This window comes from Delftia sp. WY8 (assembly GCF_018437695.1).
Classification (GTDB): domain Bacteria; phylum Pseudomonadota; class Gammaproteobacteria; order Burkholderiales; family Burkholderiaceae_C; genus Comamonas; species Comamonas tsuruhatensis.
The window spans coordinates 1,761,150-1,777,565 of the sequence record NZ_CP049795.1; the positions used below are offsets into that span (position 1 = coordinate 1,761,150).

19 protein-coding genes are annotated in these 16,416 nt (G+C 67.7%); 14 read left to right on the forward strand and 5 right to left on the reverse strand.

Annotated features, from left to right (window positions below; translation table 11 throughout):
• Window positions 1–43 precede the first annotated feature (43 nt).
• Complete coding sequence (locus tag G4D77_RS08090) at window positions 44–361, reverse strand: DUF3579 domain-containing protein (RefSeq protein WP_012204103.1); 318 nt, start codon at window positions 359–361, stop codon at window positions 44–46.
• A 349-nt stretch (window positions 362–710) separates the two neighbouring features.
• On the opposite strand from G4D77_RS08090, the gene G4D77_RS08095 reads away from it, so the two are divergent.
• The 4 genes from G4D77_RS08095 to G4D77_RS08110 all read left to right on the forward strand — a co-directional run bounded on the left by G4D77_RS08095 (window position 711) and on the right by G4D77_RS08110 (window position 3,552).
• A complete protein-coding gene (locus G4D77_RS08095; protein ID WP_016448983.1) occupies window positions 711–1,907 on the forward strand; it encodes an aspartate aminotransferase family protein in 1,197 nt (398 codons plus the stop codon).
• A 10-nt stretch (window positions 1,908–1,917) separates the two neighbouring features.
• On the forward strand, window positions 1,918–2,850 hold the full coding sequence (gene argF, locus G4D77_RS08100; RefSeq protein ID WP_016448984.1) for an ornithine carbamoyltransferase: 933 nt from the start codon (window positions 1,918–1,920) through the stop codon (window positions 2,848–2,850).
• A gap of 41 nt (window positions 2,851–2,891) precedes the next feature.
• On the forward strand, window positions 2,892–3,110 hold the full coding sequence (locus tag G4D77_RS08105) for a hypothetical protein (RefSeq protein ID WP_016448985.1): 219 nt from the start codon (window positions 2,892–2,894) through the stop codon (window positions 3,108–3,110).
• Between the two features lie 94 nt (window positions 3,111–3,204).
• Window positions 3,205–3,552, forward strand: coding sequence for a YkgJ family cysteine cluster protein (locus tag G4D77_RS08110; RefSeq protein WP_016448986.1), 348 nt, complete (start codon window positions 3,205–3,207; stop codon window positions 3,550–3,552).
• Window positions 3,553–3,602: 50 nt separating this feature from the next.
• Here G4D77_RS08110 and G4D77_RS08115 read toward each other — a convergent pair whose 3' ends face one another.
• Genes G4D77_RS08115 through G4D77_RS08125 form a run of 3 tightly spaced genes read right to left on the reverse strand, consistent with a single transcriptional unit; the run spans window position 3,603 to window position 6,117 of the window.
• On the reverse strand, window positions 3,603–3,797 hold the full coding sequence (locus tag G4D77_RS08115; protein WP_016448987.1) for a hypothetical protein: 195 nt from the start codon (window positions 3,795–3,797) through the stop codon (window positions 3,603–3,605).
• 14 nt (window positions 3,798–3,811) lie between these two features.
• A complete protein-coding gene (feoB, locus tag G4D77_RS08120; protein ID WP_016448988.1) occupies window positions 3,812–5,755 on the reverse strand; it encodes a ferrous iron transporter B in 1,944 nt (647 codons plus the stop codon).
• Window positions 5,752–6,117 carry a FeoA family protein gene (locus tag G4D77_RS08125; RefSeq protein ID WP_213757941.1) on the reverse strand — a complete coding sequence of 122 codons (366 nt, stop codon included), beginning with the start codon at window positions 6,115–6,117 and terminating at the stop codon, window positions 5,752–5,754. The genes feoB and G4D77_RS08125 overlap by 4 nt, the downstream gene beginning before the upstream one ends.
• Before the next feature lie 195 nt (window positions 6,118–6,312).
• On the opposite strand from G4D77_RS08125, the gene G4D77_RS08130 reads away from it, so the two are divergent.
• Entirely contained in the window at window positions 6,313–6,633 is a 321-nt protein-coding gene (locus tag G4D77_RS08130; protein WP_026062772.1) for a YkgJ family cysteine cluster protein, read from the forward strand.
• Window positions 6,634–6,657: 24 nt separating this feature from the next.
• Here the strand turns inward: G4D77_RS08130 and G4D77_RS08135 are convergent, their stop codons facing one another.
• Complete coding sequence (locus G4D77_RS08135; protein WP_016448991.1) at window positions 6,658–7,128, reverse strand: Lrp/AsnC family transcriptional regulator; 471 nt, start codon at window positions 7,126–7,128, stop codon at window positions 6,658–6,660.
• Window positions 7,129–7,266: 138 nt separating this feature from the next.
• Between G4D77_RS08135 and G4D77_RS08140 the strand changes: the two genes are divergently transcribed.
• From G4D77_RS08140 to kynU, 9 genes are all read left to right on the forward strand, one after another.
• Window positions 7,267–8,706 carry an amino acid permease gene (locus G4D77_RS08140; protein WP_154835095.1) on the forward strand — a complete coding sequence of 480 codons (1,440 nt, stop codon included), beginning with the start codon at window positions 7,267–7,269 and terminating at the stop codon, window positions 8,704–8,706.
• Between the two features lie 75 nt (window positions 8,707–8,781).
• Entirely contained in the window at window positions 8,782–9,987 is a 1,206-nt protein-coding gene (locus G4D77_RS08145; protein ID WP_193726248.1) for an amino acid aminotransferase, read from the forward strand.
• Window positions 9,984–10,844, forward strand: a complete 861-nt coding sequence (gene kynA, locus G4D77_RS08150) for a tryptophan 2,3-dioxygenase (RefSeq protein ID WP_213757942.1) — start codon at window positions 9,984–9,986, stop codon at window positions 10,842–10,844. Before G4D77_RS08145 ends, kynA begins: the two co-directional genes overlap by 4 nt.
• A 176-nt stretch (window positions 10,845–11,020) precedes the next feature.
• Window positions 11,021–11,398, forward strand: coding sequence for a RidA family protein (locus G4D77_RS08155; RefSeq protein WP_013803668.1), 378 nt, complete (start codon window positions 11,021–11,023; stop codon window positions 11,396–11,398).
• A 105-nt stretch (window positions 11,399–11,503) separates the two neighbouring features.
• Entirely contained in the window at window positions 11,504–12,124 is a 621-nt protein-coding gene (locus tag G4D77_RS08160) for a LysE family translocator (protein ID WP_034365336.1), read from the forward strand.
• Between the two features lie 12 nt (window positions 12,125–12,136).
• Window positions 12,137–12,922, forward strand: coding sequence for a helix-turn-helix domain-containing protein (locus G4D77_RS08165; protein ID WP_154835099.1), 786 nt, complete (start codon window positions 12,137–12,139; stop codon window positions 12,920–12,922).
• A 99-nt stretch (window positions 12,923–13,021) separates the two neighbouring features.
• Window positions 13,022–14,419, forward strand: a complete 1,398-nt coding sequence (locus G4D77_RS08170) for an amino acid permease (protein ID WP_016448996.1) — start codon at window positions 13,022–13,024, stop codon at window positions 14,417–14,419.
• Between the two features lie 4 nt (window positions 14,420–14,423).
• Complete coding sequence (gene kynB / locus G4D77_RS08175) at window positions 14,424–15,053, forward strand: arylformamidase (RefSeq protein WP_047325874.1); 630 nt, start codon at window positions 14,424–14,426, stop codon at window positions 15,051–15,053.
• 52 nt (window positions 15,054–15,105) lie between these two features.
• Complete coding sequence (kynU, locus tag G4D77_RS08180) at window positions 15,106–16,410, forward strand: kynureninase (protein ID WP_154835101.1); 1,305 nt, start codon at window positions 15,106–15,108, stop codon at window positions 16,408–16,410.
• The last annotated feature ends 6 nt before the right edge of the window (window positions 16,411–16,416 follow it).

The following is a 16,416-nucleotide window of genomic DNA, read 5'->3' on the forward strand; positions in this document are numbered from 1 at the left end:
TCACATCGGGCGGGAACCGGCCCCGCAAAAAAAGAAGCCGGCCTCAGCGGGCCGGCTCGTCCGGTATCAGGCAGGCTTCGGCAACCTGCAGGTTGTTGTCCTTGGCGAAATTCAGGCAGAAATCCCAGGCCATGGGCTCGTAGTCGCGCAGGTCGCGATGCACGACCACGCACTTGACGCCGTTGAGCGTTGTGGGAACACACCAGGGCGAGTAGCTCAGGTGGCTGCCGCGCTGGGCACCACCGGGGCGGAACTGGCTCATGACGCCCGCCAGCCGCTCGGCCCAGTCGCTGGGCCGGAAAGTCTTGCCTTCGTGGGTGATGCCCTGGATGAACAGTTCTTTGCTGGAGGGAGAGACCATCAGGATGCGCACCAAAATACGACTTGCGCAACAAGGAGCAAAACAGGCGGCTTGCCAAGGGGCCCAGCACCTTGCCACTTCCTGTTTGCGCAAGTCCTTCAAAAAAGTCAGAGCCCGCAGACAGGATCGCTGCCGGCAGGCCAAGCGGGCATTTTATCTCTTATATAAGAGCTGGACCGTTGTGCAGCGCACTAACCAAGTGTGGCGTAGGTTCATTGCATGGCTGTGATGCGCAAACCGCAACGGTAGGCCATTGCGCGGCCCCTAGAATCGGGCTTCGCTGTTTTTCAGGCATCTGCGGCGGCAACGCCCGGATGCCGTTTACTTTCCAGCTCAGGAGATTTTTGCAATGACCGCTTTCATCGAGGCTGCCTCGCCCCACGTGATGAACACCTATGGCCGCGTACCGATCGCTCTGGAGCGAGGCCAGGGCTGCCGCGTGTGGGACGTCAACGGCAAGCAGTACCTCGATGCGCTGGGCGGCATTGCCGTGAATACGCTGGGCCACAACCACCCCAAGCTGGTGCCTGCGCTGCAGGACCAGGTGGCCAAGCTCATCCACACCTCCAACTACTACCATGTGCCTGGCCAGGAAACGCTGGCCAAGCTGCTGACCGAGCGCGCGAAGATGACCAATGTCTTCTTCTGCAGCACGGGCCTGGAGGCCAACGAGGCCGCCATCAAGATCGCGCGCAAGTACGGCGTGGACAAGGGCATCGCCAAGCCGGTGATCGTGGTCTACGAGCATGCCTTCCACGGCCGCTCCATCGCCACCATGACGGCCACGGGCAACCCCAAGGTGCGCGACGGCTTCGGCCCGCTGCTCGACGGCTTCCTGCGCGTGCCGGTCAATGACTTCGAGGCGCTGCAGCAGGCCACGGCCGGCAACCCCGACGTGGTGGCCGTGATGATGGAGCCCATCCAGGGCGAAGGCGGCCTGCACCCCATGCGCATCGAGTACATGCAGCAGGTGCGCGCCCTGTGCGATGCCAACGGCTGGCTGATGATGTTCGACGAAGTCCAGGCAGGCATGGGCCGCACGGGCAAGTGGTTCGCCCACCAGTGGGCCGGCATCGTCCCCGACGTGATGACCCTGGCCAAGGGCCTGGGCTCGGGCGTGCCCATCGGCGCCGTCGTCGCCCATGGCAAGGCGGCCACCGTGCTGCAGCCGGGCAACCACGGCTCCACCTTCGGCGGCAATCCGCTGGCCATGCGTGCGGGCATCGAAACCATCCGCATCATGGAAGAAGACGGCCTGCTGGCCCATGCCACCAAGGTGGGAGACCGCCTGAAGTCCACGCTGCAAAAGGAGCTGGCCGACGTCAAGGGCGTGGTCGATGTGCGCGGCCAGGGCCTGATCATCGGCATCGAGCTGAACAAGCCCTGCGGCGCCCTGCTGGGCCGTGGCGCCGAAGCCGGCCTGCTGTTCAGCGTGACCGCCGACACCGTGGTGCGCCTGGTGCCGCCGCTGATCATGACCGAGGCCGAGGCCGACGAAGTGGTCGCCAAGCTCAAGCCCCTGATCGTGCAATTCCTGTCCGAATGAGGACCTGCCTATGACTGCCATCAAGCACTATCTGCAGTTTTCCGACTTCACGGCCGACGAGTACGCCTATGTGCTCGAGCGCGCGGCCCTGATCAAGAAGAAGTTCAAGAACTACGAAAAGCACCACACGCTCAGCGACCGCACGCTGGCCATGATCTTCGAGAAGGCCAGCACGCGCACCCGCGTGAGCTTCGAGGCCGGCATGTACCAGCTCGGCGGCTCGGTGGTCCACCTGACCACGGGCGACAGCCAGCTGGGCCGCGCCGAGCCCATCGAGGACAGCGCGCGCGTCATCAGCCGCATGACCGACCTGGTGATGATCCGCACCTACGGCCAGGACAAGATCGTGCGCTTTGCCGAGTACTCGCGCGTGCCCGTCATCAACGGCCTGACCAACGAGTTCCACCCCTGCCAGATCCTGGCCGACATCTTCACCTTCATCGAGCACCGCGGCTCGATCCAGGGCAAGACCGTCGCCTGGGTCGGCGACGGCAACAACATGGCCAACACCTGGCTGCAGGCGGCCGACCTGCTGGGCTTCACCGTCCACGTCAGCACGCCGGGCGGGTACGAGGTGGACGAGAAGCTGGCCTTTGGCGGCAAGGCGCCGCGCGAGGGCTGCTACAAGGTCTTCAAGGACCCGCTGGATGCCTGCAAGGGCGCCGACCTGGTGACCACCGACGTGTGGACCAGCATGGGCTACGAGGCCGAGAACGAGGCCCGCAAGAAGGCCTTCGCCGACTGGTGCGTGGATGCCGAGATGATGGCCGCCGCGCGTGCCGACGCCCTGTTCATGCACTGCCTGCCCGCCCACCGTGGCGAGGAAGTGCAGGCCGAGGTCATCGACGGGCCGCAGTCCGTGGTCTGGGATGAGGCAGAGAACCGGATGCACGTGCAAAAGGCACTGATGGAGTACCTGCTGCTGGGCCGCCAGCCGGGCTGATCACGCCCACTCCTTTGGCCCAGGCGCATTCCCCCACACCCATGCACCTGAGCCACGAACACTCCAGACACCGCCTGCAGGCCAAGCGCCCCCAGGCGGTGTTTCCGTTGGGCGGCTGCGCATTGCGCCATCCGCACATTGCACGCCATACGCGCGTGCCCTCCTTCTTCGGGCCGCGCCGGCATTTCGCGGCCCGGGTGCGTGCGCTGTTCGTGCGCATCCACACCTTCTATCTGAAGTTCCTCCAGGGCCATACCTAGGGCCGCACCCCCTCTTCCCAGCCTTATGCGCCGCCCCGGGCACCGGGCGCGGCAAGCCTGTGCGTGCCCTGCTGTCTCCCGAAGAAGAACTTCCATGTCCGAAGCCCTGCATCCCTGCCTGAACTGCGGCGTCTGCTGCGAACACTTCCGTGTCGAATTTTCCGTCTACGAACTGCGCTCCATGGGCGGCACCGTTCCCGATGAACTGGCCCATGAGGTCCACGGCAACCGCTGGCGCATGAACGGCACCGAGCGCCGCCCCGTGCGCTGCACGGCCCTCACGGGCCGCTGCGGCGAACAGGTGGCATGCAGCATCTACGAGCAGCGCTCATCGACCTGCCGGGAATTCGAGATGGGCACGGACCGCTGCAACGCTGCGCGCCTGGCGCATGGCCTGCCTGCGCTGGATGACGGCGCCCGCATCTGGCTGGCCGCTGCCTGAGCGTGCAACCGGCCGGCGGCCCGGCGACCGGCCTGGCGACCGATCTGGCGCTATGGCTGGCGCCTGTCCGGTGCGCAGCTGTCTCCGCCGCAGGCGCTGCAGCCGCCGCAGCCGCCCCCGTCCTTGGGCGCCAGCGACGGATGCAGCTGACCGGCCTTCAGCCGCCAACGCGCCGGCAGGTAGCGCCAGACCAGGGACACGGCCGCCACCACCACGATCACGCCCACGATGATGTTTTGCCACATGCTCAAGGCCCTCCTCAGCCCGCGCCCAGCGCGAGGGCCACGCGGTAGGTGATGAAGCTGGCCAGGTAGGCCAGCGCGAACAGGTAGCCCGTCATCAGCAGCGGATAGCGCCAGCCATTGGTCTCGCGCCGCACGGCCGCCAGCGTGGAAATGCACTGGGGCGCGAACACGAACCAGGCCAGCAGCGACAGCGCCGTGGCCAGGGACCAGGTATGGGCGATCAGCGGCCCCAGCTGCTCGGCCATGGCCTCGTCGCTGGCAGCGGACAGTGCATAGACCGTGCCCATGGCACTGACGGCCACTTCGCGCGCGGCCATGCCGGGCACCAGGGCGATGGCGATCTGCCAGTTGAAGCCGATCGGCGCCAGCACCACCTCCAGCCAGCCGCCGATGCGGCCTGCAAAGCTGTAGCGGATGGCCGCTTCGGTGACGCCATCGGGCGGCGCCGGGTAGCTGGCCAGAAACCACAGCACGATGCTCACGGTCAGGATGATGCCGCCGACGCGGCGCAGGAAGATCATGGCGCGCTCGTACAGGCCCAGGGCCAGGCTGCGCGGGCTGGGCCAGCGGTAGGAGGGCAGCTCCATCAGCAGCGGCGTGGGGCCGGCGCTGCGGCCCACCAGCTTGGCCACGCCGGCCACGGCCATGGCGCTGGCGATGCCGGCCACGTACAGCGCGAACAGCACCAGGCCCTGCAGGTTGAAGATGCCGCCCACCGTGCGCTCGGGAATGAAGGCGCTGATCAGCAGCGCATAGACCGGCAGGCGCGCCGAGCAGGTCATCAGCGGCGCGATCATGATGGTCACCAGGCGGTCGCGCCAGCTGGTGATGGAGCGCGTGGCCATGATGCCGGGCACGGCGCAGGCGAAGCTGGACAGCAGCGGAATGAAGGAGCGGCCCGACAGGCCGACCTTGCCCATGATGCGGTCCAGCAAAAAGGCGGCACGCGGCAGGTAGCCCGAATCCTCGAGTGCAAGGATGAACAGGAACAGGATCAGGATCTGCGGCAGGAAGACCAGCACGGCGCCCGTGCCGGCGATCACGCCATCGGCCAGCAGGCTGCGCAGCGCGCCTTCGGGCATGTGCTCGTTGACCAGGGCCGAGACGGCCGAAACGCCGCCCTCGATGCCATCCATCAGCGGCTGTGCCCAGCTGAACACGGCCTGGAACATCAGGAACAGCGTGGCCGCCAGCAGCAGCATGCCCCACAGCGGGTGCAGCACCACGGCGTCGATGCGGTCGTCGCGCCGGGTGTCCACCACGGGCTCCTTGACGCAGTCGGCCATGATGCGGGCCACCTGCTGGTGCAGGGCCAGCACCTGCTCGCGCGCATCGCCCGGGCGGGCCGGGGCCTGCAGCTGCGGCGCCGCCAGGGCGCGGGCTTCGGGGCCGTCCAGCCATTGCAGCAGTTCGCGCGCGCCGTCCTGGCGCACGCCCACCGTGGACAGCACGGGCATGCCCAGGGCGCGTGACAGCGCCTCGCGGTCGATATCGATGCCCTGGCGCCTGGCCATGTCGCTCATGTTGAGCACCAGCAGCATGGGCAGGCCCAGGCGCTGGGCCTCCAGCACCAGGCGCAGGTTCAGGCGCAGATGGGTGGCGTCGGTGACGCAGACCAGCAGTTCGGGCGGCGCCTCGCGCGCATGGCGACCCGAGACGATGTCGCGCGTGATGCGCTCATCCTCGCTGTGCGCATGCAGGCTGTAGGTGCCCGGCAGGTCCAGCACGCGCACGCGCCGGCCGCTGGCCGTGCTCAGCCAGCCTTCCTTGCGCTCAACGGTCACGCCCGCGTAGTTGGCCACCTTCTGGCGTGCGCCGGTCAGCAGGTTGAACAGCGCCGTCTTGCCGCAGTTGGGATTGCCCAGCAGGGCCAGGCGCAGTGCGGAATCACCGCTGCCGCCGCCGCCCTGGGCAGGCTGCAGCGGCTGAATGAGTTTGGGAGAGGACGACGCGCTCATGCCACCGCCTCCGGCGCCACGCGCACCAGGGCCGCCTCATGGCGGCGCAAAGCGAACGTGGTCTGGCCCACGCGCACGGCCAGCGGGTCGTCGCCCGGAAAGCCCGCGGCCAGGATGCGCACGGGCTCGCCGGGCAGAAAGCCGATCTCCATGAGCCGCAGCAGCAGTTCCTGCTCGCTGGCATCGCGTGCGGCATGGAGCTCGACCACGCGCGCCGATACCTGGCGGGGCAGGGCATCAAGGGTGATGGCCGTGATGGCCGTGGTGGCAGCAACGGCGGCAACGGCAGCAGAGGAGGACATGGGAGGCGCGGACAGCGTGGACGGAGCCGCAGCGTCCGTCGCGGGGTTCATCGAATGCATGGCGTGTTGTATCAATTGATTTTTATTCTCATTTTGATTTTGATCGAACCCGGGCGGCGGGACCGCGCATGGTATCGGAGTGCGGGACAGGGTTTTGCGTTCCCGGCTTTGCCCCCTGGCGGGCCCAGGCGGGCGGCGCGCGGCACAATGGCGGCCGACGCCGACACGGCCTTTGCGCACTCCCCTCCCCACGCCATGACCCATCCCTGCCTGAGCTGCGGCGCCTGCTGCGCATCGTTTCGCGTGGACTTTTCCGTGCACGAGTCGCAGGCGCAGGGCGGCCGCGTGCCAGCCGGGCTGGCCGAGGAAGTCACCGACCACACCTGCCGCATGCGCGGAACCGACTGGGCGCGTCCCCGCTGCGCGGCCCTGGTCGGCAAGGTGGGCGAGAAGGCCCATTGCGGCATCTATGAATGGCGCCCCTCGCCCTGCCGCGAGTTCGCCGCCGGCAGCGATGCCTGCAACCGCGTGCGCGTGCGCCATGGCATGCAGGCGCTGGACAGCGGCCTGCTCTAGCAGCCTGCCAGGCGCCACCAGCCGTCATTCCACCGGCAGCCCCGCCAGCTGTCCCTTGAATTCCTGCAGCGAGAAATGCGTGTGCACCTGGCGCACGCCGGGCAGCCGGTGCAGGCGGCTGAGCAGCAGATCGGAATAGGCGTCGAGATCGCGCGCCACGACGACCAGCAGGAAGTCCTCCGGCCCCGAGATGCCATGGAACATCACGACCTCGGGAATGGCGCAGACCGCTTCCTGGAAATGGCGCGAGGACTCCTCGTTCTGGTGGTCTATGCCCACCATCACGAAGGCCAGCACGCCAAAACCTATGGCGCGCCGGCTCAGCGCGGCGTGGTAGCCGGTGATCACGCCCTCGTCCTCCAGCCGCTTGATGCGCCGCCATGACGGTGACTGCGACAAATGCACACGCTGCGCCAGCTCACCCGAGGTCAGCCGCGCGTTGTCCTGCAGGGCGCGGATCAGCAGCCGGTCCGTTCTGTCGATGTCGATTGGCATAAACCACCTATGAATTCATGTTTCACAGAATAACTTATCCAAGATCAAGTCGATTTAGGGATAACTACTAAACGTCCCGCGAAGGCCGTCCATAGCATCCGCCTCCGAAGCCCCCCACAGCAACGGAGACAACAACCCATGCCAGCCTTCGAAGACATCGTCCAGCGCGAAGCCGGACTCAAACAGCAGCTGTCCGCCGGACAGATGACCATGATCGCCATCGGCGGTGCCGTCGGCACCGGCCTGTTCCTGGGCAGCGGCTTTGCCATCGGCTTTGCCGGGCCCAGCGTGCTGATCAGCTATGCCATCGGCGCAGTGATCTCGCTGCTGCTCATGGGCTGCCTGGCCGAGATGACGGTGGCCCACCCGACCTCGGGCTCGTTCGGCGCCTATGCCGAGCACTACATCAGCCCGATGGCCGGCTTCATGGTCCGCTATGCCTACTGGGCCTGCGTGGTGCTGGCCGTGGGCACCGAGGTGACGGCCGTGGGCCTGTACATGGGCTACTGGTTCCCCGAGGTGCCGCGCTGGGCCTGGGTGGTGATCTTCTCGGGCGCGCTCATCGGCGTGAACATGATGAGCGTCAAGGCCTTCGGCGCCGTGGAGTACAGCTTCTCCATGATCAAGATCATCGCCATCGCGGCCTTCATCGTGGTCGGCGCCTGGGTGGTGTTCGGCGCCCGTCCGGACGGCGTGGGCTTTGCCAACTACGTCAACAACGGCGGCTTCTTCCCCAACGGCCTGTGGGGGACCTGGGTGGGCGTGATCATCGCCATCTTCAGCTACCTGAGCATCGAGATGATCGCGGTGGCCGCCGGCGAGGCCAAGGACCCGCAGCGCGCCGTCACCAGCGCCTTCCGCTCCACCATGGTGCGCCTGGTGGTGTTCTACCTGGCCACGATCGCGCTGATGCTGGCCATCGTGCCGTGGTCGGCCGCCGGCAAGGAGGGCAGCCCCTTCGTCAAGGTGATGGAGATCATCGGCCTGCCCGGCGCGGCCAGCGTGGTCAATTTCGTGGTGCTGGTGGCCGCCCTGTCGGCCATGAACAGCCAGCTGTACATCACCACCCGCATGATGTTCAGCCTCTCGCGCGCCGGCCATGCGCCCGCCGTGCTGGGCCGCGTGAACTCGCGCGGCGTGCCGCTGCCGGCGCTGCTGCTGTCGTGCCTGGGCATTGCCGTGGCCACGCTGTTCAACATCATCAATCCCGAGCAGTCCTTCATGCTGATGATGGCCGTGGCCATGTTCGGCGCCATGTTCACGTGGTTCATGATTTTCGTGACCCACCTGTTCTTCCGCATCCACTGGGTGCGCCAGGGCAACAAGCCGCTGGCCTTTCGCATGTGGGGCTTTCCGGTGCTGACGCTGCTGGGCGCGGCGCTGATGCTGGCCGCCCTGGTGTCCACGCTGTTCACCGACGTATTCCGCCTGACCGTGCTCACGGGCCTGCCCTTTTTGCTGCTGCTGGCCGCCGTCTACGCCATCTGGTATCGCCGGCCGGCCGGCCAGCCCTCCCTTCAGACCCCAACCCCAACCCAGACCCCAACATCCACCCAAGCCCAGGTTCCCGCCCGGTGACATCCGGCCTCCCGTTTCTCTCTCTGCCTTAGACACATGACGACTCTTGCCCCCCTCGATACCGCCCGCGCCTCGATGTTCAGCCACGTCCCTCCCTACCCCGGAGATCCCATCCTGTCGCTGATGGAAGCCTTTCAGCAGGACCCGCGCACCGACAAGGTCAGCCTGAGCATCGGCCTGTATTTCGACGAGGCCGGCCGCCTGCCCGTGCTGGACTGCGTGCGCCAGGCCGGCGATGCCCTGGCCCGCGAGCAAAGCCCCAGCGGCTACCTGCCCATCGAAGGCATTGCTCCCTACCGCCAGCTGGTGCAGGACCTGGTGTTCGGCGCCGGTCATGAGGCCGTGCGCAGCCAGCGCATCGCCACCGTGCAGACCCTGGGCGGCTCGGGCGCGCTCAAGCTGGGCGCGGACTTCATCCAGCACTATTTCCCCGGCGCCGAGGTCTGGCTCAGCGATCCCACCTGGGACAACCACCTGGCCATCTTTCAGGGCGCGGGACTGCGCACCCACAGCTATCCCTACTACGACGCGGCCACGGGCAGCCTGCGCTTCGACGCCATGCTGCAGACGCTGCGCGAACTGCCCTCGGGCAGCGTGGTGCTGCTGCATGCCAGCTGCCACAACCCCACGGGCGTGGACCTGTCGCGCGAGCAGTGGCAGCAACTGATCCCGGTGATCGTGGAGCGCGGCCTGATCCCCTTTGTGGACATGGCCTACCAGGGCTTTGGCGATGGGCTCGATGAAGACGCCTGGTCCGTGCACGCCCTGGCCGACGCGGGCGCCCAGGCCTTCGTGGCCAATTCGTTTTCCAAGAACTTCTCGCTGTATGGCGAACGCGTGGGCGGCCTCAGCGTGGTCTGCAACGACGCGTCCACGGCCGGTAATGTGCTGGGCCAGCTCAAGGCCACGGTGCGCAGCAACTATTCCTCGCCACCCACCCGTGGCGCACGCCTGGTGCAGCAGGTGCTGGCATCGCCCGAGCTGAGCGCCCAATGGGCGCAGGAGCTGGCGCAGATGCGCGGGCGCATCAAGGACATGCGCGCCCAGCTGCACAGCGCGCTGCAGGAGCGCTTTGGCGAGCGGCGCGACTTCGGCTTCCTGCTGACCCAGCGCGGCATGTTCAGCTACACAGGCATCACCGAGCCCCAGGTCCACCGCCTGCGCGACGAGCATGGCGTGTACCTGATCCGCTCGGGCCGCATGTGCATGTCGGGCCTGTCCGGCGCCAACGTGCAGTACGTGGCCGACGCCATTGCCACGGTGCTGGAGTCGCCGCAATGAGCGGCTGCCCCGTCCATGGCGGCCTGACCGAGCGCATCGTCGCCGAGGAAAGGGCACAGCTGGATTTCAGCCAGTCCATGAGCTATGGCGACTACCTGCAGCTGGACTCCATCCTGGGCGCACAGCAACTGCTGTCGCCCACGCATGACGAGCTGCTGTTCATCATCCAGCACCAGACCAGCGAGCTGTGGATGAAGCTGATGCTGCACGAGCTGGGCGCGGCCACGGCCGCCGTGGCGGCCGACCACCATGCAGATGCCTTCAAGATGCTGGCCCGCGTGAGCCGCATCATGGAGCAGTTGGTCGGCGCCTGGTCCGTGCTGGCCACCATGACGCCTACCGAGTACACGGCCATGCGCCCGTATCTCGCCAGCTCCAGCGGCTTCCAGAGCTACCAGTACCGCTGCATCGAGTTCGCGCTGGGCAACAAGAATGCCGCCATGCTCCAGCCCCATGCCCACCGGCCCGATCTGCTGGCCCAGGTGGAGGCGGCATGGCGCTCGCCCTCCCTCTATGACGAGGCCCTGCGCCTGCTGGCACGCCAGGGGTTGGCCATTCCTGCCGGGCACCTGGAACGCGACTGGACCCTGCCCTACACGGCCAGCCCCGAGGTCGAGGCTGCCTGGGCCCAGGTCTACCGCGACCCGCAGTCGCACTGGGACCTGTACCAGCTCGGCGAAAAGCTCGCCGACATCGAGGACGCCTTCCGCCTGTGGCGCTTTCGCCATGTGACCACGGTGGAGCGCGTCATCGGCTTCAAGCGCGGCACGGGCGGCACGGGCGGCGTCAGCTATCTGCGCAAGATGCTGGACGTGGTGCTGTTCCCCGAAATCTGGTCCGTGAGAACGAAACTGTGACCCCTGAGCGGCTTTGCCGCTTCCCCCGCTCTCGCTGCGCGGGCGCGGGACGACACCATCGCTGCGGGGCGGCGCGGCCGGCCTAGGCCCTTGCTCGGCGTCCGCCGATGGGCCGCGCCAAGTTTCCGGCGCAAGAACACCATGCCTTCGCATGTAGTCAAAACACAAGGAAATCCATGAAGCAAATCATCGACGTGGGACTGCCGCCGCTCAAGCAGCCCTTCTCCTGGGCCGTCAAGGCCAGCGGCCAGATGCTGTTCACGGCCCACGGCCCCGTGCGGCCCGACGGCAGCATCGACACCGGGCCCATCGAACAGCAGGCGCGCCTGACCTTCACCAACCTGCGCAACGCGCTGCAGGCTGCAGGCGGCACGCTGGCGCATGTGACCCAGGTGCTGATCTACATGACCGACGTGGCCGACATGCCGGCCATCGACGCCGTGTACCGCGAGTTCTTCGAGGCACCCTATCCCAACCGCTCCAGCATGGGGATTTCGGCGCTGGTGGTGCCGGGCATGAAGCTGGAGATCGTGGCCTACGCCATGCTCCCCTAGAGGCTGTGACGGACATGCCGGCGCCCCGCAATTGCGTTCAATACAGGGCCGGCGTGCGGGACGAGACTGCGTGCCTTGTGCAGTCCTGCGTCCGCGCGAAATCTCATGTCCTCCTCGCTGCTCGCCATGGGCGTCTTCACCCTCGTGGGTGCCATCACGCCCGGCCCCGTCAATGTGCTGGCCCTGCGCCACGGCGCAGCGCGCTCGCGCCTGGTCTCTGCCGCCTATGTGCTGGGCGCCAGTGCCAGCTATGCGGCCGTGGTCTGGGTCATGGGCCAGGGCGCACAGTGGCTGCTGCAGACGCTGCCGCAACTGTCTGCGGCCGCACAGTGGCTGTGCGCCGCCTATCTGCTGTGGCTGGCCTGGCGGCTGGCCAACGCACCTGTGGGCCAGGCCGGTGCGCAGCAGCAGGCCGGATCGCAGCGCACGCTGCAGGCCTTGCTGCAAGCGCTGTTGCAGGGCACGGCCGTGCAGACGCTCAACCCCAAGGCCTGGCTGGTGGCGCTGGCCGGCGTGGGCCTGTTCGTGCTGCCCCATGCGAATGCGCCGTGGGCGCTGCTGCAGTTTTGCGCCATCTCGCTGCTGGCCTGCCTGGTGGGGGTCGGCAGCTGGGCGCTGCTGGGGCAGCTGCTTTCGGGCTGGCTGCGCACCGAACGCCGCCAGCGCCTGTTCCACCGCCTGCTGGCCCTGCTGCTGGTCGCCAGCGTGGCGGCCATGCTGGCATGATGGCTGGCCGCCATGACTTCAGCCTCTCCCCACCGATTCCACCGCCATCCGGCCGCTCCCTGGGCCGAGCTGCGCGACAGCGCGCGCTCGCCGCATTGCTTTCGGCTGCACATGCATGCCGAGTACTCGATCGGCATCGTGGACGCGGGCCGCACCGTGTTCCACCATGCCCACGGCCCGCAGCCCGTGGAGGCGGGCGGCGTGGTGCTGATCGAGCCCGGCGCCTGGCATGCCTGCAATCCCGACCCCGGCGCGCCATGGTCCTACCGCATGCTGTTTGTCGATGCCGACTGGCTGCACGCGCAGCTGGGCGTGGCCGCGCTGCGCTTTCCCCGGCGCACGCTCACGGATGCGGACATCGCCCGCCTGGTGGATGGCCTGTGCCGCCCCGTCGATGGCGCGGCCGCCGCCGACCGCCTGGCCCTGGGCCTGGAGCACCTGCTGGACCGCTGTGCCCAGCCCGCAGCCTTGCCCCTGCCCGGCGATGCGGCGGCCCTGGCCCCCGCGCTGCAGCGCCTGCATGCAGGACCCGATGCAGGCCTGACCGTGCAGTCCCTGGCCCAGGAATGCGGCATGAGCGCCACGCGCTTCATCCGCCGCTTCAAGGCGGCCACGGGCATGACGCCCGGCAGCTACCGCCTGAACCTGCGCATCAACGGCGCGCGCCGCCTGCTGGCCACGGGGGCGGCGCTGTCCGATGCGGCCTATGCCATGGGCTTTGCCGACCAGGCCCACCTGCAGCGCGCCTTCAAGGCCCACCATGCGCTGACGCCGGGCTGCTACGCACGCGGAGCCTGAGCCGGACCCTCCCATGGTTTTGCAGCGGCCAGCCCGGGGCCGGCGGTGAAAGCGCAGATACTTACGCCTTCCGCTTTCAGCCCCCAACCGCCGCGCACCATGGCCGCCTTCCAAGACATTCAGCAACGAGAAACCGGCCTGCGCCAGCAGCTGTCCGCCGCCCAGATGGTGATGATCGCCATCGGAGGCGCCATCGGCACCGGCCTTTTCATGGGCAGCGCCTTCGCCATCGGATTCGCCGGCCCCAGCGTGCTGGTCAGCTACGCCATCGGCGCGCTGATCTCGCTGCTGCTCATGGGCTGCCTGGCAGAGATGACGGTGGCCCATCCGACCTCGGGCTCGTTCGGCGCCTATGCCGAGCACTACATCAGCCCGATGGCCGGCTTCATGGTCCGCTATGCCTACTGGGCCGCCGTGGTGCTGGCCGTGGGCATGGAGGTGACGGCCATAGGCATCTACATGGGCTACTGGTTCCCCGACGTGCCGCGCTGGATCTGGGTGGTGGTGTTCTCGGGCGCGCTGGTGGCCGTCAACGCCAGCAGCGTCAAGGCCTTCGGCCAGGTGGAGTACGGCTTTTCCATGGTCAAGATCATCGCCATCGTGGCCTTCATCCTGATCGGCGCCTGGGTGGTGTTCGGCTCGCAGCCCCAGGGCATCGGCTTTTTCAACTACACGGCCGATGGCGGCTTCTTCCCCAAGGGCCTGTGGGGCACCTGGGTGGCCGTGATCATCGCCATCTTCAGCTACCTGAGCCTGGAGGCCGTGGCCGTGGCGGCCGGCGAGGCCGAGGACCCCAAGCGCGCCATCACCCGGGCCTTTCGCACCACCATGGCGCGCCTGGTGATCTTCTACCTGCTGACGCTGGCGCTGATGCTGGCCATCGTGCCCTGGCAGCAGGCCGGCACGGACAAGAGCCCCTTCGTGAAGGTGATGGAGATCATCGGCATCCCGGGCGCTGCCAGCATCATCAACTTCGTGGTGCTGGTGGCCGCGCTGTCGGCCATGAACAGCCAGCTGTATGTGACCTCGCGCATGATGTTCAGCCTGTCGCGCGGCGGCTATGCTCCCTCGGTGTTCGGGCGGCTGAACAGCCGCGGCGTGCCCGTGGCGGCGATTGCCATCTCCTGCCTGGGCATTGCCGTGGCCGTGGCCGTGAACCTGTGGAAGCCCGAAGGCTCGCTGCTGTGGATGATGTCCGTGTCCATGTTCGGCGCCATGTTCACCTGGTTCATGATCTTCGTGACCCATCTGTTTTTCCGCGCGCGCTGGTCGCGCGAGCATCCAGGCCAGCGCCTGCAGTTCCGCATGTGGGGCTATCCGCTGTTCACGCTGGCCGGCGCCGCGCTGATGCTGGGCGTGATCGTCACCACCTATTTCACCGAGGTCTTCCACATGACGCTGCTCACGGGCCTGCCCTTCCTGGGCCTGCTGGCCCTGGTGTATGCGCTGTGGTACCGGCCGCGCGCACAGGCCGCCCGAACCGCCCCGAAGGAGTGAAACCATGACCCGCAGACTCTGGGACATCTCCCCGGCCGTGCAGGCCGCCAGCCCCGTCTTTCCCGGCGACACGGCCTACAGCCAGCAGTGGTGCGCCACCATCGGGCCGGGCTGCCCGGTCAATGTCAGCGCCATCACGCTGTCGCCCCATGTGGGAGCGCATGCCGATGCACCGCTGCACTATGACGCGGACGGCGCCAGCATCGGCCATGTGGACCTGGACGCCTTCCTCGGCCCCTGCCGCGTGATCCACGCCATCGGCAAGGGACCGCTGGTCGAATGGGAGCACATCGCCCACGCCGTGGAGCATCTTCCGGCACGCGTGCTGGTGCGCACCTACGAGCGCGCCCCCGCCACCTGGGACCAGGAACTGGCAGCCTATGCACCGGCCACGGTCGAGCGTCTGGCCGACCTGGGCGTGAAGCTCATCGGCATAGACACGGCCAGCATCGACCCGGCCAGCAGCAAGAGCCTGGACAGCCACCAGGTGATCCGCCGGCGCGGCCTGCGCGTGCTGGAGAACCTGGTGCTGGACGAGGTGCCCGAGGGCGACTACGAGCTCATCGCCCTGCCGCTCAAGCTGGTCGAGGCCGATGCCTCGCCCGTGCGCGCCGTGCTGCGTGCCCTGGCCTGATTCCCGGGCCGCACCTTTCGCCTTTCGCCTTTTCCATACCCAAGGAGACCCCGTGACGAGCCTGCAAGACTGCCTCACCCTCGATGCGCAAGACCCGCTGCGCGCCCTGCGCGACCAATTCACGCTGCCCGAAGGCGTGATCTACCTTGACGGCAATTCGCTGGGCGCCAGCCCCCGCGCCGCCGCCGCGCGCGTGGCCGAGGTGGTGCAGCAGGAATGGGCGCAGGGCCTGATCCGCTCGTGGAACGACGCCGGCTGGATCAGCCTGCCCCAGCGCCTGGGCGACCAGTTCGCCCCCTGGCTGGGCGTGGGCGCGGGCGAGTTGGTGTTCACCGACACGGCCTCCATCAACCTCTACAAGGTGCTGACGGCGGCGGCCCGTATCGCGCGCGAGGACGCGCCGCAGCGCAAGCGCCTGATCAGCGAGCGCAGCAACTTCCCCACCGACCTCTACATCGCCCAGTCGGTCTGCCAGGAATACGGCCTGGAGCTGGTGCTGCTCGAACCCGAGGAAATTGCCGGCGCGCTGACCGACGAGGTCGCCATCTGCATGCTCACCCATGTGAACTACCGCACGGGCGCCATGCACGACATGGCTGCCGTGACGGCTGCCGCGCAGGGCAAGGGCATTCTCTGCGTCTGGGACCTGTGCCACAGCGCGGGTGCCGTGCCTGTCGATCTCAAAGGCGCGAATGCCGACTTCGCCATCGGCTGCAGCTACAAGTACCTCAACGGCGGCCCCGGTGCGCCGGCCTTTGTCTGGGCCAACCCGCGCCTGATCAACCGCTTCTGGCAGCCGCTGTCGGGCTGGTTCGGCCATGCCGAGCCTTTCAAGTTCGTGCCGGACTACCACCCGGCCCAGGGCATACAGCGCTACCTGTGCGGCACCCAGCCCATGGTCAGCCTGAGCGTGCTGCAGTGCGGCCTGGACGTGTTCACGGCCGTGGAGCCGCTGGGCGGCATGGACGCGCTGCGCAACAAGTCGCTGGCGCTGACCGACCTGTTCATCGCCCTGGTCGAGGAACGCTGCCAGGGCCACGGCCTGGGCCTGGCCACGCCGCGCGAGCACGGCCGGCGCGGCTCCCAGGTCTGCCTCACGCGCGAGGAAGGGCTGGGCGTGGGCGGCAAGGACAGCGGCGCCTATGCCATCGTGCAGGCGCTGATCGCACGCGGCGTGATCGGCGACTTCCGCAAGGGCGACGGCACGGGCCTGCACAAGGACATCCTGCGCTTCGGCTTCACGCCGCTGTACGTGGGATTCGAAGATGTCTGGCATGCCGTGGAGCACCTGCGCCAGGTGCTGGAATCGGGCGAATGGCGCAAGCCGGAGTTCAACCGCGTCAATGCGGTGACCTGAAGGCTG